A 20,196-nucleotide genomic window follows, 5' to 3' on the forward strand; every position below is an offset into this window, starting at 1 on the left:
CATATCTAATAATATTAGATATATAAATATTATGTACAACTAATATCTACTATCTAGTTGGGGTTTTAATAAAAGTCTAAAATAATTAATCTAAGTATATATCTAGTACCTAGTTGGGGTTTTAATAAAAGTCTAAAATAATTATCGCCAAAAAGAATGCTGAGGATGATTTGCGGGAACTGCTAGAAAACCGTTCAAACTGAGAATCCACCTCGCCACAATCGCACCAATAGCCCCTATAATGCGTCATAACTCGCTACACGTCCAATTCTGCTAATCTAAACTCCAGTAATTATGCTGCCGAGCGATACCTACGGTAAGCTCCGCTAAGGCAACGAGGTCATTTCAGCAATAAAATCCCTAATTCCCAATCTCTAGTCTCCAGTCCCCAGTCCCCAGAATTAAACTCGACTTCGGAGAAACTGCGCCATTTCGTTAGTTGAATTTTTAATTTTAGATTAATGACTCCTAACTCCTAATACCAATTCTGTATGAAGATGCGCTAAACCATATTTAAGGACAAGAAAGAAAAACGAACCGCAAAGGACGCAAAGGGCACAAAGTAAAGAAAGAAACAAAGAAGTTAAAGGGGTTTGGCGCAGCCTCACAAAAAAATGGTATAACTTCTAACTCCTAACTATTGAGTACTCGTCGCTTTCGCCCTAATTAACCAGTCAGCATCGCGATCGCAAATTTCCCGACCAGACGAGTCTCCTAAGCAGTCTAGCGCTAATAAACAAGCATATTTCAAATCCCAAATCGGCGTATTTAGGCAAATTTTGAGTTCAGGAATTGCTCGTGAATCACCCAATTCACCAAGAGCGATCGCACAAGCCGCACGGGATTTCTGAAACTGAGGTTCGCGGTTGTGCAGGTTTTCTACTAACAAATCGTAGGCGGGAGCATATTTCAGCCAGCCGAAAAGTTTCATCACATGATAATGAGCGCCATAATCGTTATATCCCTTGTCCGAATAAGTTGCTAGGAGTGCTGCTGGTGCTTCTTGTGGATAGATATCGAGTAAGGTTTTTGTCGCTAAATAACAGCGTCCAAAATCGGTTTCGTAGAGTTCGTTAATCACAAAATCTAGTACAGGAGTAAGGTCATACTCATGTACTAAATCAAGGTCGTTGGGATGATCGTATAGTACTTGTTCTAAGTAAGGTTGAATTTCTGTAAAGGTAATTTCACCACTGGGAACGCCTGCATCCAAAAGCATCCGCAATCCTCGCAACCGAAACACCAGAGATACAGGACAACGAGCGATCTCTGGGATGGCTTTGTAGTAGCGTGAATCAATCAGGTCTTGAATGGAACTGCGCCGTGCATTGACGCTGGAACTTTGTAGCAGCGCCATCACCTCAGTTATTTGGGAGTAGTCATCTGTGAAACGACAAACTGTAGCGATCGCAGCACTACGGGTAGGTTCATCCTCAGCTTGGGTAAATTTCCGTACACGTTCTAGGGACGGACGATAGTCTGCGTTAGCTAAGGTGTGAATAATCACCCGATAGATTTGACCTGGTTTATCGAGCAGTTGCGCCACTTCTTCGAGAATTTCTGGATCTTTAGTGCCGATTTCCCCGATCGCCCACACAGTATTTTCAACAGTATAAATATCATCATCTTTGAGGCACTGCCGAATTACAGGTAAAGTTGATTCAGCCTGCAATCGCCCCAGACTTTCCACAGCCTTGCGTCTGACAATACGGTGGTCTAACTCATCAGGGTTACTAGTTTCAATCGCCCGTACCAAAGCCGCGATCGATTGCTCAGTCGGGAAGTTAATTAAATGGGAAACAGCAATATACTTATCAGAAGCGTCTTCAAGTTGTTCTAATGGTGTATCAATAATTGCGATCGCTTGTTCTTCTGTTAGCCCAAACATTTTAAAAAAACGTTTATCCATTGATCTGTAAATGGCTCTTGGATAATTGTCACGTTTACTATCGTACTAGGAGTGGGGATTGGGAAATAGCAAAGCATTCGTCAAACTTAGACGATAGCTTGCTAGGTTCTAGAAACTTTATCTTATTAGCCCATGCCTCAATCTTTACCAAGAAGGTACTTAAGTCCTGCTGCACTTTGCTCAGTTCTGTTTCAAAGGTGGATTGCTCAAAGTCGAGGTGAAATGCACTGGCTGTTGAATCCATTCCTCTATCTGACCATACACGAACAAAACCATCCACCATTTCAATCCAGGGGCTATGGATCGTGATCAAGCCAAGGTGATCGCGATGTCTACGACGGGCTATGACGCTCGAATACTCGCTATCGGCATCGCACTTGCAATCAAAAAAGCCTAGAAGACTGATCGGAACTTGGATTGAAGGTTGTAATTGAGTTCGACTTTTGAAGATTTGCGTCAAAAAGCTTTACCAGTGGTAACGCGATCTGAGAAGATCGGAATATATACATTTGTCAGCTATTTAGTTAGTTGCCTCTTGCCAATTGTGCAGTTGTATGCAACAGCTAAGTACTGGTCTTTAGCGAGTAACCAAATACAAACATTCTTTGGATTAATAACCACACATTATTCATATAAACACGCATTTAGGAAACAAAAGTTATGGATGAAACCTCAAAACTCACAACAAGCGATAACATAACCGCTCAAGATGTAGCAGAAATTATTGCAGAACTTGAGCAATATCGGCAACGTCTAGTTCAAGAAACTACAGAAACAGCAAAACGGGCTAAGTTGATGAGGGTAAATGTTACAGCAAAACTGGAGCCTGAGCTTGCCAAGATCGATTCTGCCCTTGAAGAACTCCGAAATCAGCAAGCCTCTCTAAGTCTCAGCAACTAATCATTTATCTTGATAATTTAGCTATAAGTTATATGCTCAACTCCAAAACTCAATCCGGGGCGGATTTGTTAAATCTGTCCCATGTAGAAACTGATGCTTTATTTGCAGCAGTCAGTGAGCAATTAAGCTTAAACACCTTCAACCCGGATGACCAAGAGCTACTCAAGCGCATGGTTGAGAGTATGGGAGACTCACGGGGAATGGTTCGGTTGAGTTTTGCAGAGGCGTTGGGTAAAATCGGGAAACCAGCGACCCATTTGTTAATGGAAGCTGTGACAAATCACCCAAACCCAGTTGTACGCAGAGCTAGCGCTAAAACTCTCACACTCATCGCTGACCCGATCGCAGTTCCAACCTTGGTCAACGCCCTCTTAAATGATGAAGATACGGTGGTGAAAGGCTCGTCGGTGGGAGCGCTGGCCAAAATAGGTGAGGCGGCTGTGCCAGCATTGCTGAAAATCTTAGCGTCAACTGAGTATCCAGAAAGCGCCAAAGGACACGCGGTATGGGCGTTGGGATTTATTGGGGCAGGGGCGAAGGAGCATTTATATCAAGAGATTAACTCAGACTCACCTGAAGTTCGGGCTGCGGTGGTGGGTGCGATCGCTAAAATTGCTGAAGAAGGAACCCAAGAAGGAGCATTTAATATTTTAGTTAACGCCCTTACCGATCCATCTGAAATTGTGCGGTGTGAAGCAGCAGCAGCATTAGGCAGCCTCACCTATCAACCAGCAATTCCTAACCTCGTCGAGTTACTGCATCATGACGATTGTGAAACTCGAAAAGCGGCGGCTCTGGCATTAATGAAGATTGGCGATGGTGCTGCTTTAGAACCTCTGCAAGTCGCATTAACTAAAGAAGGGGAAGCAGTGGTTCAGGCAGTATTCAAGTTGGCAATTTCTCAAATTGAGAGACAGTTGGAGGAGGATGCTTGGGAATAGGACAATGGACATTTATAAAAGTAGTTCGATTTAAGAGCGATCGCTATCCTCTGTTATACTTAATCACCTGATCTAATCGAGGCAAAGCACTCACTGCTGACTCTCGAACATATGGATCGACAGATTCATCATTTGTCAATGCCGTCAGCACTTCCACTCCTCGGATATCACCCATTGAACCGAGTGCATTGACGATCGCCACAGCCAGCGCAACATTATCTATTGTTTTCAAAGCTTCAGTCAAAATCTCAAAGGCAGGAGAACCAATCTCACCCAGCGCCATGACTGATGCAATATAAACAACGGCATTTGGATCATTGAGCGCTGTTTTCAATCCCTGTAAGCCCTCATCTGGGAAAGGAACATCGTGATGGTTCGCAGCAACTTGTGCCAGGGCATTAGCACAACTACCCCGAATAGTTGCATTATCGCTATTTACTAATGACTCTACTAGTAGCGGTACAGCATCTGTACCAATAGCACCCAGCGCCTTTACCGCAGTTCGACGATAGGTGACATCTTCCTCATCCAAAATACCCATCAGGCGAGGAATAGTATTTTGATCACGGACATCAGCCAGTTCCCACATGGCTCGTTCCCGTAGATTGGGGTTGGGATGTTTCAACTGTTCAAATAGAGAATCTATTGTCATAAAATTAAATTTTCTTATTTCAATCCCCCAATGGCATTGTCAGCTAATGCAATGGCATTGTTAGCCGATGCAATGGCATTGTCAACCGATGCAATGGCATTGTCAGCCGATGCAATGGCATTGTCAGGCGATGCAATGGCATTGTCAGCCGATGCAATGGCATTACAAGAGATTTGTTTTTACACTGTAGCTTTTTAGGAGAAAAACTTTGAATTTTATTCTCCAAGGCTAGCAGGGAAGGAGCTGTTCTTGTTAGCTTTGTATTTCACTAGACCTCTTGCAAAAGTCCCTAAGACCCCACCCCCAACCCCTCCCCGCTCTTCGGGAGGGGAGCGTTTGCTTTACTCAAATGCGGGGTGGGGTTCTTAATTTTTGATTTATGCAAGAAGTCTACTCAACCGACAAGCACTATATAACTCAATACGCTTGGCTTAAGCAAAGCGCAACCCAACAAAGCTCGCGAAATGTTGGGTTTTGTTCCTCAAACGCCACTTGCTTCAAGTCGGGAAACCGCAAGGGCGCAGTAGCTCTCCAACCTACGCAGTTTAAGCTTTTTGGCGCTAACCCAAGCGTATTGCTATATAACTGTTGACTGTTAATCACAACTGAGGGACTCTTAATATGTCACTCAACCAGATACAGGCAAAGCAACAAACTGAGAGTCCCTGAGTTTCAGAGTATGACGATCGCTCGTCTACGTCTAATCAATCCCTATTATTATGAAAGGGAGTTGATTACGTAGTCGAGAAGAGAGCGGAACTCAACCAACGCTTGAGGAGACAAGTCGCGAGGAGAGCAAGCGCGATCGCGAGTGAAAGTCAACGCGGTAACATAAGGAGCTGTGGGCAGACCCAAAGAGCGATAAACTTCACGAGCACCTGCAATACCCCATTCATCCAGAGGGCCAGTACCGCCTACAACTAAGCTGTAGTTGATCAAGCGTAGGTAGTGCTTGATGTCGCGGAAGCACTTGTCTTTCTTAACTTGAGTGTCGCCAGCTTCACCTTCTTGGGTTAGGTAAGGATATTTCTTGAAGGCAGCATCGTAAGCTTCTTTAGCTACGGCATCGATACCAGAAGCCAACTTTTCAGCAGCTTCTAGACGAGCAGTAGCACGCTGAATGCTACCTTGAACAGATTCTAAATCAGAGGTGCTTGGAAAACGACCTGCTGCATCGGCAGATCCAATAACCGTAGTGATAACTGATTTCATTGCTTTTTATACTCCAGATTAGATTTGATCGGGTTTTAATTTCAGTTTGCTTGGCTAATAGCCTTTAGCCATGAGCAATTAGCTCAGAGCAGAAATAACGCGATCGAAGTAGCTAGCAGCTTCAGCAGCTAGAGCAGAGCAGTCGCCTTGAACAACTTCCTGTTTGCGGAACTTTTTACCACCGTTAGCTTCAGTGTTGGTATTGGTGATGTGAGCGACGCTGATCGCTTTCAGGATTTGGAAAGCCCGTACAGAAGAGCCAGTAGGTACGCCCAAAGCTGTGTAGGTTTCTTTCAGACCGTTCAAAGCCCGATCATCCAATACGGAAGAATCACCAGCCAACAGCGCATAGGTAACATAGCGCAGAACTATTTCAGCATCACGTAGGCAAGCTGCCATCCGGCGAGTGGGGTACAAGTTACCACCAGCTTGAAGCAAACCTGTGTTTTCAGCAGCAATACCAGCGATCGCATCAGAAACTGCACAGCTAGCGTTGCTGGCGATCGCATTCACTGCATCAAGACGTTTGTTGCCTTCAGCAATGAAAGACTTAAGGGCTGCTAAGTCAGTACCACCGATAGGAGCGGTTTTGGCATCAGCCGCAATTACAGCTCTAGAAAAAGCATCAAGAACCATGAGTTCTCCTTAATATTCACAAATGGCGGATATTATTTCTGGCATCTCTCAATCAGATTAACTGTGAGTAGCCAAACAAAAACATAGGGGATTAATAGTACCCTAGTCTTTACTATGAGAGACAAAGTAATAATCTGTAATATTTATCTTGGGCATTGGGCATTGCATTAGTTATTCTCCTTCCCCTACTCCCCTGCTCCCTGCTCCCTGCTCCCTACTCCCCTGCTCCCTGCTGCCTGCTGCCTGCTGCCTGCTGCCTGCTGCCTGCTGCCTGCTGCCTGCTGCCTGCTGCCTGCTGCCTGCTGCCTGCTCCCTGCCCCCTGCCCCTCTGCCTCTTGTTCCCAATGCCCAAAAGATTAAGACTTACGCACTTCAATGGAACTCTGTCACTGCGTAAGTCTTAAGGAAAGAATATTCTGTTTTTACTTTATCAAGCTTGTTTTAGCAGATGTTTGACCAAATTATCTTTCACCATCATCTGCCGTAAAACTTCTAACAAAAATTCCTGAGCCTCTTCTTGACTCAAATTCTGTACCTGGTCTTTCAAGTTCTTTAAGCGAAACTGTTGCTCTAAGGTTAGTTCGATTGGGAAATCCATTATTGACTCCTCGGATTGATTGAATCGAAGGGTATTTATTGTTACTGCTAGTGCGAAGGCGTAGTCTGTCATATACATCGCTTCTTACCAGTATAACACTGAGATATTAAACTGTCTACATTGTCAAGCTCTATGAGATCCTTACAATAAAAGTTTACAATTTACTAAAAATACATTTACCTAACCCTTTGTAGGGAATTTATTGAAGCTGGCCGCTAATGGTTGTAATGTTTAGAATGTATATATACCAATAACTCTAAAAATAAAAAACAAGGTAAACATCATCCGCAGGAGTCATAAATAGGAGTCAGAAGATTGATAGACGCAATGGAATTTTTTCAACTAAGTGCAGGTAAGTGGCGATCACAACGTGCAACTCATCATCTGGCGTTCAAGCGCTCAGAGACGGGAGAATCGGATATACAGGTAGAAACTCTGGATGCCGATCATCCAGAAATCATTGAACTGTGCCAGTATCATCAGATTGACCCCAGCCTTTCAGTCGGAGGGTCGCGTGTGCGTTGGCTAGGCACAATGGCTTGGGATAGAGAAGGTGAGGATAACCATCAGGGGAAAACCATATTTGCGATCGTGCCTGATGGCGATAACCCCAGGGCTGGCAAATTACTCCGCGAAAGAGGCTACGCCGAAATTATGCCTGTAGTCGGTCTTTTTCACATGGATGATGAAGATGGACTAGTGTTGACAACCGAATACGAAACAATGAGTTCCATTGAGCGATTCTGGTTCGCCAGCCCAAATATGCGACTGCGAACCAGTACAGTCAAACGGTTTGGCGGCTTCAGCACGGCATCATTTTGTACAGAAAGCCGCATTGAAACTTCTGTTGAGGTTGTCAGCACAGAAGAAGTAACAGAAAGACTTGGGGAGGATGTTCGGGAAAAAACACAGTTTTATTCTGTTTTAGGCTGGTGAATGATCTCAAGCAGACCGATGCTTTTACTCGTGGGCGAGATTATCTTTATCTGGTACAGGGGCTGGCCCTAGAACCGGGTATGGTGGATGTGTTTGATAACTCGCGCGATCGCATCCCCATTTGCACTTGGATCGGCGAGAATATTAACACCGTAAACGCTCAGATCAACACCTATCTAGAAGTTTGTCATCAGTGCTTTCATCCCCAAGAGCGTCGTCACATCCAAATTTTTGCAGTACCCATAGCTCAATCCTTCGGGATAGATGGTCTGTGCAACATTCTCACAAACCCAATCACGATTTTGGTAGATGTCGGTCGAATTGCACCTAGAGACTGGTTTGGTGTAGTCGTCCATGAATACGCCCATGCCCATCTAGGAGACTTTGGTCACAATCAGCAGTTTGCTAGCATTCTATCTCATCTATGTTTAGGACTGGGATTGGAACCACCCTATTGGGAGGGAGGGATGGAAGCAACTTTGCGTAGTTGGCCTCACTGTAAGTCAACCATAGATCCCCTGGAATTTTGGATAGGTCGCTGATAGGGCAGGGGGCAGGAAGCAGGGGAAGCAGGGGAAGCAGGGGAAGCAGGGGAAGATGAGGGAGAAGAATTAATAACCTATGCCCAATGCCCAATGCCCAATGCCCAATGCCCAATGCCCAATGCCCAATGCCCAATGCCCAATGCCCAATGCCCAATGCCCAATGCCCAATGCCCCATTTCTCATTAATTTCTTTTGTTAAATGTTAAAAATTATTGCTTCAGTTAAAAAAAGTGAAACTCAATCTCCTAATCTGAAATATGTGAACAAAGTTTTTTAGTTATTTTCGTAGCCATTAATCTGGAAGCTCCACTCCCTTTATTGATTAGCTATAGGTTAAATCCAGCAGGCTAATATTTCTTTCTACGAATACTTCAATCACTCTTAGTTAAGTTTCGTGAAATTTTATCAGAATCTGAAGTTATGATACAACTACTCCCTTAATATGTGATTTAAAGTTGTTAACTTTAATTAAGAACATGGAGGCTTTAGAGTGACAATTCCTCTGTTAACGTATGACCCTTCAAGTCAAAATCAGCGTGTAGCTGGATATGAAGTACCGGGTGATGAACAGCCCAGGATTTTTACTACAGACAATGTACTTTCTCCGTCAGATTTAGGTGATCTGATCGAAGCAGCATATCGTCAACTTTTCTTTTATGCTTTTGCGGCCGATCGCGAAACATATTTAGAGTCCCAACTCCGTAATGGACAAATTACAGTGCGGGACTTTATTCGTGGGTTGGTTCTTTCCAATACCTTTAAGAAAAGCTTCTACGACCTCAACAATAATTATCGCTTTGTTGAGCAAGTAATTCAGCGCGTTCTAGGACGTGACCCATACAACGAGCGGGAAAAAATCGCCTGGTCAATTGTAGTCGCTACCAAGGGTATTGTAGGCTTTATTGATGAAGTTCTCAACACTGAAGAGTACCTGAGCAATTTTGGATACTCTACAGTGCCCTATCAACGCCGTCGGATACTGCCATCCCAATCTGAAGGTGAGTTGCCATTCAACATCAAATCTCCGCGATACGAAGATTACCACCGTACCAAACTGGGCTTCCCCCAAATCATTTGGCAGGTAGAAGTACGCAGATTCCTCCCACAAGAGCAAAAGCCCAAAGCTGGCGATCCATCTCTATTCTTGTCTATGGCACAAAGTGTCAATGCAACTGGCAATCCGCCACAAAGGATCTCGTCATTCAACATTGATATCGAAAAGTCTGTACCTTATCGGCAACTTGCTGGAATTAAGTAACGATTTTTGGTCGGCGGCGGCTACTACATCGCTTTAATCATTTTTATAGCGTGCATAAGTCTTGGGTTATGTAGGAGTTTCATTTAGGTATGACTAGTGAAACAGACTCTATCCCATGTCTGATGCACGCTAGTTGTTAATGGGCATTGGGCATGGTTTTTTTCTAAATTGCTCAATTTCTGTGAAATGGGGCTGGTTTCAGGCCTGGGATGAGCTTAAAGTGTAGTTCGTCTTTCTAACATTTCCAAAAGTTTTGTAAAGTGGATGGGAGGAGTAGCTGTCACCTCAATCAACTCCCCAGATAGGGGATGCTGCAATTTTAGTCGCCAAGCGTGTAGTGCTTGACCAGGCAAATTTACCCCCACTGAATGACCAGAACTATAAACAGGGTCGCCGACAATTGGATGACCCATTTTGGCGCTGTGGACGCGAATTTGATGGGTGCGTCCCGTTTCTAATTGAAAGTGAATTAACGTGAAGTTACCAAGCCGTTCTAGTACTTGCCAATGAGTGACGGCAGATCGTCCGCCTTCTTCAACGGGTATAATCGCCATTTTCTTGCGGTCTTGAGGATGGCGACCAATCGGCAAGTCTATAGTACCACTTTCAGTTTTTGGCGCACCGTAAACTACGCCCAAGTATTCTCGCCGTGCAGTTTTTGCTTTGAGTTGCGCTTGTAGGTGACGATGGGCAATATCTGTTTTAGCGATCGCGATCGCCCCCGTAGTATCCTTATCCAATCGATGGACGATTCCCGGACGTTGGACTCCGCCAATTCCTGGTAAATTGGGACAGTGAGCCAATAGGGCATTTACCAAAGTGCCATCTGGATGACCGGGCGCAGGATGGACAACTAAACCTGCGGGTTTGTTGAGAATAAGTAACTGGTTGTCTTCGTAGAGGATATCTAAGGGAATATCTTCTGCTAGCAGTTCTAAGGGTTGCGCTTCTGGTATTTCGAGAGTGATGCGATCGCCTACCTTGACATTGATCTTCTTAGATGTGCAAACTTTGTCGTTAAGTTGGACGTTACCCTGTTCGATTAATTGTTGGATGCGGGAACGGGATAAATCTGGTAATTCTTGGGAAAGGTAACGGTCAAGGCGATCGCCTTTAGTGTTGACGCAGTGTATCATACTCCCAAGGGGAAGCAAGCTAGATGCAGCATCCTCCATAGGGAAAGACAAGCGATCGCTATTTTCTGGGATTTGTAAATTAAATTCGGTCACAATTGCTCTAGATAATTCCCCGTTCTTTAAGTAAAGCGCGGAATGCTTTAAAAGGGCAGTTAGAAACCGCGTCTACACCGGACAATTCAGGTCATCTGGAAAAGTCTACGAAAAACCTAACCCCCTAACCCCCTTCCCGACACGAGAAGGGGGAAAATTCAAAGTCTCTCTCCTTTTAGGAGAGAGAAATAGAAGTGAGGTTTTCCAGATACCCACCCGCGAATTCTATTCGCCTTAGCTGCCTTGTATTTGTTCTTTTACCAAATTGGATGTAGCAAACGCCCTAGCCATTGGCTATAAACCCAACAATAAGGCCATTCTATCAATAACCCACATCAAACCCTTGACTTTTCATCTCTCTTCTTCCCGTCCTTTGCGTCCTTTGCGGTTCGTTATTCTAAATTTATAACTTCTTGCGGTAACTCAAAAAACCCATCTTCCCCAGCTTTCAAATCAATCACCTGATACACAGCATCAATATTTAACTCACCATAAACGTGAGGAAATAATTCGCCTATTTCAGCAGGTTCATAGCGAATTTCAGCTTCGACTTTATCATAATTAATAAAAAGCACTACCAATTCTTTTTGATTATCAAAAAATGTATTTGCAACTTTGATGATTTGCGTTAACTTTGAACAGTGGATAAAGCCTTCAGAGTCGAGTGAATCAGCGCGATAGTTGCCCAAATATTTTGCTTTTTCCCATTCTTGGCGTTTAGTGATGTGGAGGATAGTGTTCATCTTACTTCTATAATTTTGCGAATATCATCTAAAGGCGATTCGGGCTTAACGGGTTCATCAGAACAAAATTCCAGATATAATGTATATTTATTTGTGGTGACATTTGAGATATATATTTGCATTTTCAATTTTCCTTTCTGCCAGCCTTTACCGCTAATTTTAAGTATCTGGCAATCTATAATCAAATTCAATTTAATTTCATCTATTTTGATAATCTCTTAACTAAGAGATATTTCCTTTAAAAATTCAGAAATTTGAGTGGTAGTCTTTTGAGTCATGTGATCAAAAGCACTATGACGTTCCCACTTGCTGCAAATCTGTTCCCGAACTAATTCCTTTAATCTGCTGACTTTAAAAGTGTCTTTCTGGAAGAGTACAACATCATCGTCACAGTCTAGAGTAATGAATTGATTATTCATATGAATATAGTTAATTCAGAGTGGACAATACCTACTTGATAATTTCAGCTTATTCTGCAATTTTGTTGACATCAATATGACTTACGCTCTGTACAAATTAACCATAATATATATTAGGTAAAATCAACGTTTCAGGCACCTAACACAACCCTGATTTGTTCGCATATTGACTGTGTTTGGTGTTCAATATGGTTTAAAAGTCCAAACTTTGTATAGTACATATGTATCACATATAAGTCCTAATCAAGTTAGTGAATGTTAATCCTAGTAGTTAATGTAATTTAGTAACTATTCGCATGATAGTTTAAACTAATCAACTATTCTACTCCGCAATTATTCAAATTATTTCAGTGATAACACTTATATTTAAGCTACTAAAGATCATCAATTTATAACATTATTGTTAAAGATATTACGTAGGCAGGCAGAGTTTTTCTCAGTGCCTTTGCATGATTTTATAATTTCTTAATATTGGTTAATTTTGCGTCTTTGCGTGAGGTGATCATTTTATAGATTCGGCGGAATACAAACATCTGGCGCACATAACCCCAGAAACTCTAGCGTTGTCACCTCAAGAGTATTTAAATCTACGCGGCGGATGGCATGATTATTAGTATCGGCAATATATAAAAAAGAAGCGATAGCGAAGCGCTGCTGCGTTCGCGGAGCGTCTCGCAGAGAAGCGCAGATCGCACTCAATCCCGAAGGTTCAAAAAAGCGGCTATTCTTACCTTGGGCATCTTGTAAACCAACAGTACCATCTCCCAAAACTGTTTGACAATTGCCACTAGGACTAACTAATTTAATTTTGTGATTATAGGTATCTGCTACCCACAGATAATTCTGAGCGTATTCCACTCCTAAACAGTGTTGTAAACGGACATCTTCACCTTGTCCATCTACATCGCCAAAACCAAATAAATCCCCACTACCGCAAACGGTTCGCACTTGGTACGGTTCTACAATTCCCACACCGCGAATTGAACTAACTTCACTGTCAGCAATATATAATTCTTGCCCATTATTAGTAATACCACTAGGTTGAGCAAAGGCAGATTCGGTGAGTGAAGCATCAATACACGCTTCTGCACCAGTACCAGCATAGGTTTTGATGATGCCAGTTTCTAAATCCATTTGCCAAATTTGATGCGGTCCAGCCATTGCAATAAACAGGGTATTTCCTACCTTCACTAAATCCCAAGGAGAATTTAACGCAGTTTCTAAACCAGCACCGCCATGAGGACGAATATTGCGACTTTGTTCACCAGTTCCTGCGATCGCTTCCACTACTTGACGCTTTAAATCAACTCGCCGCAGGGTATGATTGTCTGTATCAGCAACATAAAGAATCTGATTTTCGGCATCAAATGCCATTCCCTGTGGTGCTAAAAATTGCGCTTCGTGAAAAACACCATCAGTTAAACCTGATTTTCCAGTACCAATTAAGTGCAGAATTTCTCCATCAAAGCTACTCACAACCAGGCGGTGATGTCCAGAGTCAGCAATGAATAAACCTACTGGAGTAGCTAGAACTTTACCAGGAAAAGCTAGGGGTGTGATTAATGGTTGGCGCTGTTTTTCTAAAGTCAAACTGAACTCTTGGAAATTGATTGTGCCTTTGTCTTGGTGTTGCTGAATTAACTTTTGAATCAACTCGTCTAAAGAGTCACGGTTTCCTTCACCAGAAATCTGGCCAATCACGTAACCTTCTGGATCAATAATTATTAACGTAGGCCAAGCACGCACTGCATACTCTTCCCAAATCCGAAAACCGCTATCAACTACAACTGGATGTTCAATGTCGTAGCGCAGGATAGCTTGGCGGATGTTTTCTGTTTCCTTTTCGTTGTCAAATTTGGCAGAATGGACGCCGATAACGGTAAGGCTATCTTTATATTTATGTTCTAAATATTTCAGGTTTGGCAGAATATGCAGACAATTGATACAGCAGTATGTCCAAAAGTCTAAAATTACCACTCTACCCTTAAGTTGTTTAACAGACAAAGGTTTATCGGTGTTGAACCAAGAGTAATCTTGTGGTAATTCTGGCGCTCTGACAGGGGGAATCATAAAGTATCCTTTGCTCTTAGAGGATGTTTATACTAATTTTATGAAATAGGCCGATGAAAAATAATGATATATTACCGTGTGTTGCTACTAGAGACTTAGACAAAACCAAATCTAAGTTTAATTGCAGGAGAGTTAGATATTTAACCAGTAAATATGAAGTCAGAAACCCGCAATGTTTTATTACAAGCTTACGCACAATTACAAGAAATCATTGATGAGTTGTACGAAGCTCATGACAGAGCAATAGCAAACAATGATTTTGATGATGCTAGCTTGCTGGCTAGTAGAGCAGATATACTTTATGAAGAAGCCGAAAATTTGGAAATTGTGATTTCAGAACAGGAGCAAAGATGAAAACAATTGAAGAATTAAAGACTCGTATTCAGGAACTGAGTAAACAAGCTGTTGAACTCAGGCAAAAAGCATCTGAAGTATATTTAACTAACCAAGAGCAAGCTAAACAGTTCAGGCAACAGGCAAGAGAAGCCAGTAAGCGCTGCCAAGTATTGATACAAGAGTTAAAACGCCAACAAGTTTAAAGCTAAAAACTGGCTAGTCTTGAGAACTACCAGTTTCTAACTTTCAGGAACCGTATAAATTAGAAATGTTTTTAGCGTTGCACCCCATCCATTAATCCCTTAAAAACTTGCTTGCCATCGCCACCTCTGATGTGTGCTATTACCAGAACCGTTAAATCCAGATAGTTCCCAATCAAAAAGTTGCAATGGCGTACCATTAAGTGTGCCAGAATCTCCAGCTACATCAATGCATTTATCGGATTAAGCAAGGCAGCTTATCTGTTGGTACCCGTTGACCATACAGGAGTATTATCACTTCTATAAATTACTAAGTTTCCATCATCTTGAACTTCCAGACGACAATAAGAACCAAGCCCATATGTATTAGTTGCCCACACAGCGGTTCCATCATATGTATAACTGACTAAATTGCAGTCGCTTTGCATGACGGTGTAGTAAACTGATGTGTTAAGAATGTTTGATGCCCACAGAGCAGTGTTGTTATCATTATCATAAAGAACAAAGTTTCCATCAGATTGCTGTATAGCTTCAAATTCCCCATCAGGTGAAATCAAGTATTGACCAGCGAATAATTCTTCGCCTGAATAAAGGATAGATGTACCAGTACCCGCTAGAGCCTTGTTTTGTTGAACAAGCAACGTAGCTTGTGATGAAATTGCAAATGCTGTTGTTAAACCTAGAATTTTTGAGAATTTAGATAATTTCACAAACCTACCTCCAATAAAGTTCTTTTTTCTGTAAACACTGCTGAAATGCGATAGCGGTAAAATCGCGCAATTAAGTAGTCCTTACAAAACAGTGCAGGGACGAAAAATATTGCGCTTTGAGGTTCAAAACAAAAAACAACGACCAAGAGAACATTACAGGTTATAGATGTTAACCTTGGTGTTTTGACGGTATTATTAAAGTCTTAATCAACTTCCAAGTACAATATGGTTCAGTTAAGGCATCATGTAAAAATAAGTTGTACAAAATTTATTTGAAATAGCCTGCTAAATCTAGCTTTCACATAAAAATTGTTCAGGTTATTTTTACACAAATCCTAAGGCTAAGACTCTTTGTCAAAGTCAATTTTTTTAACGTAGACTCGGAGCGGCTTGCCGCAGGCTACCGCCATCTCTACAAGAGGCTTCCGCCAACTCGCAGCGTCTTGCAGAGAAGGACGCAAAGAACGTAAAGAGAAAGAGGAAATACTTAACTGAACTGTATTATTTGCTAGTATACTGTTAATTGCTGTTTAAGAAATGAACTTATAGAAAAGTTACACTTTGAAAGGACTTGAAAAACTAACTACTACGAAGTTATCAGCTTGGATACAACTAGTCAAAATCCAAGCTGAACGAGGACAAATTACCGATCGCATTCCGCAATTAGCTAAAGCTAATCCTGGTTGGTTTGCAGTTCACATCTGCTGTGAATCCGGACAAACTATCAGCTATGGGGATACATATTGCACCCCACCTCTTAATCTCTTAAAAACTTGGTTCCAATCGCCACCTCTGATCAGAGGACTCACCAGTATTGCTAACTCCAGATAGTTCGCAATCATAAAGTTGCAATGTAGCACCATTCACTGTACCAGGATTTCCTTCTACATCAATGCATTTGTTGGATAATTGATTTCTAATAAATCCTCCATCAATGTATTCCCACTTCTGATTTGTAGGGCTACCAGTATTGGTAAATCCAGATAGTTCGCAATCAAAAAGTTGCAATGGCGCACCATTCGCTGTACCAGGATCTCCAGCTACATCAAGGCATTTATCGGATTAACCAAGGCAACTTATCTGTTGGTACCCGTTGACCATACAGGAGTATTATCACTTCTATAAATTACCAAGTTTCCATTATCTTGAACTTCCAGACGACAATAAGAAGCACGCCCATTTGTATTAGTTGCCCACACAGGGATTCCACTATATGTATAATTGCCTAAATTGCAGTCGGTTTTCATGATAATGTAGTAAATATATCTGTTAAAAATGTTTGATGCCCACAGAGGAGAAGGAGGACTCTTACTATTATCATAAAGAACAAAGTTTCCATCATATTGCTGTATAGCTTTATATTTCCTATTATGTGAAATCAAGTATTGATTAGCGAATAATTCTTCGCCTGGATAAAGGATAGATGTACCAGCACTCGCTAGAGCCTTGTTTTGTTGAACAAGCAACGTAGCTTGTGATGAAATTGCAAATGCTGTTGTTAAACCTAGAATTTTTGAGAATTTAGATAATTTCACAAACCTACCTCCAATAAAGTTCTTTTTTCTGTAAACACTGCTGAAATGCGATAGCGGTAAAATCGCGTAATTAAGTAGTCCTTATAAAACAGTGCAGGGACGAAAAATATTCCGCTTTGAGGTTCAAAACAAAAAATAACGACCAAGAGAACATTACAGATTATAGATGTTAATCTTGGTGTTTTGATAATACTATAAATATAAAGTCTTAATCAACTTCCAAGTACAATATGGTTCAGTTAAGCCGCCATGTAAAAATAAGTTATACAAAATTTATTTGAAATAGCCTGCTAAATCGAGCTTTCACATAAAAATTGTTCAGGTTATTTTTACATAAATCCTGATGCTAAAACTCTTTGTGAAAGTCAGTTTCTTAACCTATACGCGGAGCGGCTTGCCGCAGGCTACCGCCATCTCTACGAGAGGCTTCCGCCAAGGCGCAGCGTCTCGCAGGGAAGGAAGCAAAGAACTTAAAGAGAAAGAAGAAATACTTAACTGAACTGTATTATTTGCTAGTATACTGTTAATTGCTATTTAAGAAATGAACTTATAGAAAAGTTACACTTTGAAAGGACTTGAAAAACTAACTACTACGAAGTTATCAGCTTGGATACAACTAGCCAAAATCCAAGCTAAACAGGGACAAATTACCGATCGCATTCCGCAATTAGCTAAAGCTAATCCTGATTGGTTTGCAGTTCATATCTGCTGTGAATCGGGGAAAACTATCAGCTTTGGGGATACAGCTTGTGTCTTCCCGCTAATGAGCGTGATTAAGACATTTTCTCTACTTTATTTACTAGAACATTTAGGAGCAGAAACAGTTTTTGCGTGGGTTGGGGTGGAACCATCGGATGCACCCTTCAATTCTTTAGAACAATTAGTTAGCGATCGCGGACGCCCCCGCAACCCGATGATTAATAGTGGAGCAATTACCCTCGCTGATAAATTACCAGGAAACGACGCAAGCGATCGCACTTTATTATTTTGTCAATGGCTCAACCAATTAGCAGGTTGTGAACTAAGCTTAGATGAAGTCATGCTGGCTTCGGTGCGATTAACCCGCTCAAAAGCCAATGAAGCGATCGCTAATTATCTCACCGAAATTAGCCATCTAGAAAATATTGAAACAGCACTTGACACCTATGAGCAAATATGCTGTATATCTGGGCGAGTTGAAGATTTAGCCCTGCTAGGAAAACTCCTAGCTTGTGAAAATGGTTATTTGTCAGCACAAAACCGCCGGATTGTCAACGCTGTAATGTTAACTTGTGGACTGTACGAAGCTTCTGCCGAGTTTGCAGTCAGAATTGGTTTACCGATGAAATCAGGGATTGGTGGTGGACTTGTAGCAATAGTACCAAGTGAGGGAGCGATCGCTTGTTACAGTCCTGGGTTGGATAATATCGGAAATCCTGTAGGTGCGATCGCATTTGTTGAGGCTTTAGCGCAAGAGTTGCAGTTGAGTATTTTTGGTTAATTCTGGTTTTTCTGGATCGCGATCTGTTGTTTTAGGTAAAGGTGTTGATTCAGGAGTTGGCGTAATTATTTCTGGCGCTGGAGACTCAATAATCTCTGGCAGCGTCGGTGGCAAACTAGGAGATGGTGCAATTGTTACTTTTGGAGTAGGTGTCTTGCCCGTCTGACGGTTAAAAAATCCGCCAAATCTAGGTTTTGTTGGCTGAGGCGCAACTTTTTCCGGTAACGGCGTTGATTCAGGAGTCGGCGTTATCTCTGGCTCTGGTTCTAGTGCTGGCGTAATTATTTCTGGTGTCGGAGACTCAATAATCTCTGGCAGCGTCGGTGGCAAACTAGGAGATGGTGCAATTGGTGCTTCTGGAGTGGGGACTTTACCCGCCCGACGGTTAAAAAATCCGCCAAATCTAGGTTTTGTTGGCTGAGGTATAACTTTTTCAGGTAACCGCGTTGATTCAGGAGTTGGCGTTACCTCTGGCTGTGGTTCTGGTGGTGTCGGTGACAAACTGGGAGATGGTACAGCAGTTGGAACTTCTAATTTTGGTTGTTCTGGCTGTGTTTTGGATTCTTTTGGAATTTCAGTTTCAGGAATGGGCTGTTTTTCTACCTTTGGTTGTATTTGGGGTGTTTTTTCAGCAGATGGCGTGGGTGCAAGTTTATAATTTGGGTCTACAATGCCCCGCACCTCATCTGCTGTGAGTTCTCCTCTGGTAATTCTCGACAGAGTATCTTTACCATTTGGCTGGTAGTCAATCAATCTAACTGTGGTATTAAAGGCATTTTTGAGAGGATTTCCCTGGTTATCGAGAAATTCCAGTTTTACCCAGTTTTTACCTGGACGGAAGCCTTTAAGATAAACTGCTTGCCAGCGATCGAAAATAAAGCTTTCACCATTAATTGTGGAGCGGATGCGCCAATCACTGAATTTGTCGTTAGGGTTTTCCTTGCCAACCAGGTGCAGGGGCGCGTTAGTTAGATAAAAGTCTAGTAAGATTGGTTCCGCTCCGTAGCTGCTTTCAGGACGGCTATAAGTTAGCAGAGGTAATTTGGGATCTGGGTTGTTGTCGTCGGTTTTGGTGAAAACGTGAAATGTTGTCTGGGCATAAGCGCCTTCATTCTTAAAGCTTTCATGCCAAGGACGGGAGGCAAAGACGCGCAGGGTATGAGTACCTGGAGACAAGTCTGGCAAACCCAAGGGCTGACTCAGGTCGTAAACCGGTATATAAGGTTGATTATCCAGAATTACGTGTAAATAGGGACCAAGTTGTAATTGTGGATCTTTAAATATTGGTAGATCTTTAACCTGAAAACTGGCTGTGACTTTGTTATCTGGGAAAACTTCATCAGGTTGTGGAGTCACAATTGTCACTTGTGGCTGATAAACTTCCAAGATCGGACGCAGTTCTTGGATCACAGATGGTGGGGAAATTTCCGAAAATTGCTTTGAAATTTGAGAAATCTGTGGAGAATTTTCTCTATAGCCAGTAGATACTTCCTGGCTATCGGCTTTCTCGCCACAACTGATCAAGCTTAATATCAGCACCAATGTCATTACCAACCTAAGAATCGGGAACCTCTCAGGGAGGAGCTTCTCTAATACCCTTTTCTGCCACGAGTTCATGTGTTGCACCCAGTGATAGTCTTCGACAATTGACTAGATTATTTTGGCTCAAACTGTCCATAGGGAACTATAGCCCAAAAGGTGAAATCTGCCTCACATCCCAGAAGTTTTGCTGTAGATTTCAGCAAATGTACGACTTATTCTTAAAATCCCGCTTCCATTCCTCTCCCCGTTTCGGGGAGAGGTTTTGATTCTTGCTCCCCAACGCTAGTACTACGATTACCCAAAATCCTCCAAAACCTCACCCTGTCCTATCTTTAATCCCTCTCC

At 42.2% G+C, this 20,196-nt stretch carries 25 protein-coding genes; 10 read left to right on the forward strand and 15 right to left on the reverse strand.

Annotation, left to right across the window (positions count from 1 at the left end):
* Window positions 1-637 precede the first annotated feature (637 nt).
* Window positions 638-1,909 carry a HEAT repeat domain-containing protein gene (locus V7K36_RS14000; protein ID WP_335116589.1) on the reverse strand — a complete coding sequence of 424 codons (1,272 nt, stop codon included), beginning with the start codon at window positions 1,907-1,909 and terminating at the stop codon, window positions 638-640.
* A 37-nt stretch (window positions 1,910-1,946) separates the two neighbouring features.
* Entirely contained in the window at window positions 1,947-2,369 is a 423-nt protein-coding gene (locus V7K36_RS14005) for a hypothetical protein (RefSeq protein WP_335116591.1), read from the reverse strand.
* 200 nt (window positions 2,370-2,569) lie between these two features.
* Here V7K36_RS14005 and V7K36_RS14010 point away from each other — a divergent pair, with 200 nt between their 5' ends.
* Window positions 2,570-2,809 carry a hypothetical protein gene (locus tag V7K36_RS14010; protein ID WP_335116593.1) on the forward strand — a complete coding sequence of 80 codons (240 nt, stop codon included), beginning with the start codon at window positions 2,570-2,572 and terminating at the stop codon, window positions 2,807-2,809.
* 32 nt (window positions 2,810-2,841) lie between these two features.
* Window positions 2,842-3,750 (forward strand): HEAT repeat domain-containing protein, encoded by a 909-nt coding sequence (locus V7K36_RS14015; RefSeq protein ID WP_335116595.1) that lies wholly within the window; start codon window positions 2,842-2,844, stop codon window positions 3,748-3,750.
* A gap of 43 nt (window positions 3,751-3,793) precedes the next feature.
* On the opposite strand, the gene V7K36_RS14020 is transcribed toward V7K36_RS14015, so the two are convergent.
* The gene (locus V7K36_RS14020; protein ID WP_334826128.1) at window positions 3,794-4,402 is read right to left on the reverse strand and encodes a HEAT repeat domain-containing protein; all 609 of its coding nucleotides are present in this window, start codon (window positions 4,400-4,402) and stop codon (window positions 3,794-3,796) included.
* Between the two features lie 30 nt (window positions 4,403-4,432).
* Here V7K36_RS14020 and V7K36_RS14025 point away from each other — a divergent pair, with 30 nt between their 5' ends.
* A complete protein-coding gene (locus tag V7K36_RS14025; protein ID WP_335116597.1) occupies window positions 4,433-4,600 on the forward strand; it encodes a hypothetical protein in 168 nt (55 codons plus the stop codon).
* 519 nt (window positions 4,601-5,119) lie between these two features.
* Here the strand turns inward: V7K36_RS14025 and V7K36_RS14030 are convergent.
* From V7K36_RS14030 to V7K36_RS14040, 3 genes are all read right to left on the reverse strand, one after another.
* Window positions 5,120-5,614, reverse strand: a complete 495-nt coding sequence (locus tag V7K36_RS14030) for a bleomycin hydrolase (RefSeq protein ID WP_334949556.1) — start codon at window positions 5,612-5,614, stop codon at window positions 5,120-5,122.
* Window positions 5,615-5,692: 78 nt separating this feature from the next.
* Window positions 5,693-6,250: a bleomycin hydrolase gene (locus tag V7K36_RS14035; protein WP_335116599.1), complete on the reverse strand. Its 558-nt coding sequence runs from the start codon at window positions 6,248-6,250 to the stop codon at window positions 5,693-5,695.
* A 430-nt stretch (window positions 6,251-6,680) separates the two neighbouring features.
* Window positions 6,681-6,848, reverse strand: coding sequence for an NblA/ycf18 family protein (locus tag V7K36_RS14040; protein WP_334826122.1), 168 nt, complete (start codon window positions 6,846-6,848; stop codon window positions 6,681-6,683).
* 318 nt (window positions 6,849-7,166) lie between these two features.
* On the opposite strand from V7K36_RS14040, the gene V7K36_RS14045 reads away from it, so the two are divergent.
* The 3 genes from V7K36_RS14045 to V7K36_RS14055 all read left to right on the forward strand — a co-directional run bounded on the left by V7K36_RS14045 (window position 7,167) and on the right by V7K36_RS14055 (window position 9,587).
* Entirely contained in the window at window positions 7,167-7,784 is a 618-nt protein-coding gene (locus V7K36_RS14045) for a phycobiliprotein lyase (RefSeq protein WP_334826423.1), read from the forward strand.
* On the forward strand, window positions 7,781-8,326 hold the full coding sequence (locus V7K36_RS14050; RefSeq protein WP_335116601.1) for a hypothetical protein: 546 nt from the start codon (window positions 7,781-7,783) through the stop codon (window positions 8,324-8,326). The genes V7K36_RS14045 and V7K36_RS14050 overlap by 4 nt, the downstream gene beginning before the upstream one ends.
* A gap of 493 nt (window positions 8,327-8,819) precedes the next feature.
* Window positions 8,820-9,587 carry a phycobilisome rod-core linker polypeptide gene (locus V7K36_RS14055; RefSeq protein WP_335116603.1) on the forward strand — a complete coding sequence of 256 codons (768 nt, stop codon included), beginning with the start codon at window positions 8,820-8,822 and terminating at the stop codon, window positions 9,585-9,587.
* Window positions 9,588-9,802: 215 nt separating this feature from the next.
* Here V7K36_RS14055 and V7K36_RS14060 read toward each other — a convergent pair whose 3' ends face one another.
* From V7K36_RS14060 to V7K36_RS14070, 4 genes are all read right to left on the reverse strand, one after another.
* Window positions 9,803-10,723 carry an RluA family pseudouridine synthase gene (locus V7K36_RS14060; protein ID WP_335116734.1) on the reverse strand — a complete coding sequence of 307 codons (921 nt, stop codon included), beginning with the start codon at window positions 10,721-10,723 and terminating at the stop codon, window positions 9,803-9,805.
* 485 nt (window positions 10,724-11,208) lie between these two features.
* Window positions 11,209-11,559 carry a DUF952 domain-containing protein gene (locus tag V7K36_RS14065; RefSeq protein WP_335116605.1) on the reverse strand — a complete coding sequence of 117 codons (351 nt, stop codon included), beginning with the start codon at window positions 11,557-11,559 and terminating at the stop codon, window positions 11,209-11,211.
* Complete coding sequence (locus V7K36_RS34115) at window positions 11,556-11,750, reverse strand: KGK domain-containing protein (RefSeq protein ID WP_442948463.1); 195 nt, start codon at window positions 11,748-11,750, stop codon at window positions 11,556-11,558. Before V7K36_RS34115 ends, V7K36_RS14065 begins: the two co-directional genes overlap by 4 nt.
* A 735-nt stretch (window positions 11,751-12,485) precedes the next feature.
* Entirely contained in the window at window positions 12,486-14,048 is a 1,563-nt protein-coding gene (locus V7K36_RS14070) for a thioredoxin-like domain-containing protein (RefSeq protein ID WP_335116608.1), read from the reverse strand.
* Between the two features lie 153 nt (window positions 14,049-14,201).
* Between V7K36_RS14070 and V7K36_RS14075 the strand changes: the two genes are divergently transcribed.
* Window positions 14,202-14,402, forward strand: coding sequence for a hypothetical protein (locus V7K36_RS14075; protein WP_335116611.1), 201 nt, complete (start codon window positions 14,202-14,204; stop codon window positions 14,400-14,402).
* Complete coding sequence (locus V7K36_RS14080; RefSeq protein ID WP_322672015.1) at window positions 14,399-14,587, forward strand: hypothetical protein; 189 nt, start codon at window positions 14,399-14,401, stop codon at window positions 14,585-14,587. The genes V7K36_RS14075 and V7K36_RS14080 overlap by 4 nt, the downstream gene beginning before the upstream one ends.
* 71 nt (window positions 14,588-14,658) lie before the next feature.
* Here the strand turns inward: V7K36_RS14080 and V7K36_RS14085 are convergent, their stop codons facing one another.
* On the reverse strand, window positions 14,659-14,784 hold the full coding sequence (locus V7K36_RS14085; protein WP_335116613.1) for a hypothetical protein: 126 nt from the start codon (window positions 14,782-14,784) through the stop codon (window positions 14,659-14,661).
* Window positions 14,785-14,841: 57 nt separating this feature from the next.
* Entirely contained in the window at window positions 14,842-15,294 is a 453-nt protein-coding gene (locus V7K36_RS14090; RefSeq protein ID WP_335116616.1) for a hypothetical protein, read from the reverse strand.
* A 561-nt stretch (window positions 15,295-15,855) separates the two neighbouring features.
* Between V7K36_RS14090 and V7K36_RS14095 the strand changes: the two genes are divergently transcribed.
* The gene (locus V7K36_RS14095) at window positions 15,856-16,125 is read left to right on the forward strand and encodes a hypothetical protein (RefSeq protein WP_335116618.1); all 270 of its coding nucleotides are present in this window, start codon (window positions 15,856-15,858) and stop codon (window positions 16,123-16,125) included.
* On the opposite strand, the gene V7K36_RS34120 is transcribed toward V7K36_RS14095, so the two are convergent.
* Both V7K36_RS34120 and V7K36_RS14100 read right to left on the reverse strand, forming a co-directional pair.
* Window positions 16,060-16,302, reverse strand: coding sequence for a ricin-type beta-trefoil lectin domain protein (locus tag V7K36_RS34120; RefSeq protein WP_442948464.1), 243 nt, complete (start codon window positions 16,300-16,302; stop codon window positions 16,060-16,062). The two genes, V7K36_RS14095 and V7K36_RS34120, sit on opposite strands and share 66 nt — an antisense overlap.
* Window positions 16,303-16,370: 68 nt before the next feature.
* A complete protein-coding gene (locus tag V7K36_RS14100) occupies window positions 16,371-16,829 on the reverse strand; it encodes a hypothetical protein (protein WP_335116620.1) in 459 nt (152 codons plus the stop codon).
* Between the two features lie 565 nt (window positions 16,830-17,394).
* On the opposite strand from V7K36_RS14100, the gene glsA reads away from it, so the two are divergent.
* Window positions 17,395-18,309, forward strand: a complete 915-nt coding sequence (gene glsA / locus V7K36_RS14105) for a glutaminase A (protein ID WP_335116623.1) — start codon at window positions 17,395-17,397, stop codon at window positions 18,307-18,309.
* Here the strand turns inward: glsA and V7K36_RS14110 are convergent.
* The gene (locus V7K36_RS14110) at window positions 18,274-19,926 is read right to left on the reverse strand and encodes a hypothetical protein (protein ID WP_335116625.1); all 1,653 of its coding nucleotides are present in this window, start codon (window positions 19,924-19,926) and stop codon (window positions 18,274-18,276) included. The two genes, glsA and V7K36_RS14110, sit on opposite strands and share 36 nt — an antisense overlap.
* Window positions 19,927-20,196 lie beyond the last annotated feature (270 nt).

Source organism: Nostoc sp. (assembly GCF_036919555.1).
Classification (GTDB): Bacteria; Cyanobacteriota; Cyanobacteriia; order Cyanobacteriales; family Nostocaceae; genus Nostoc.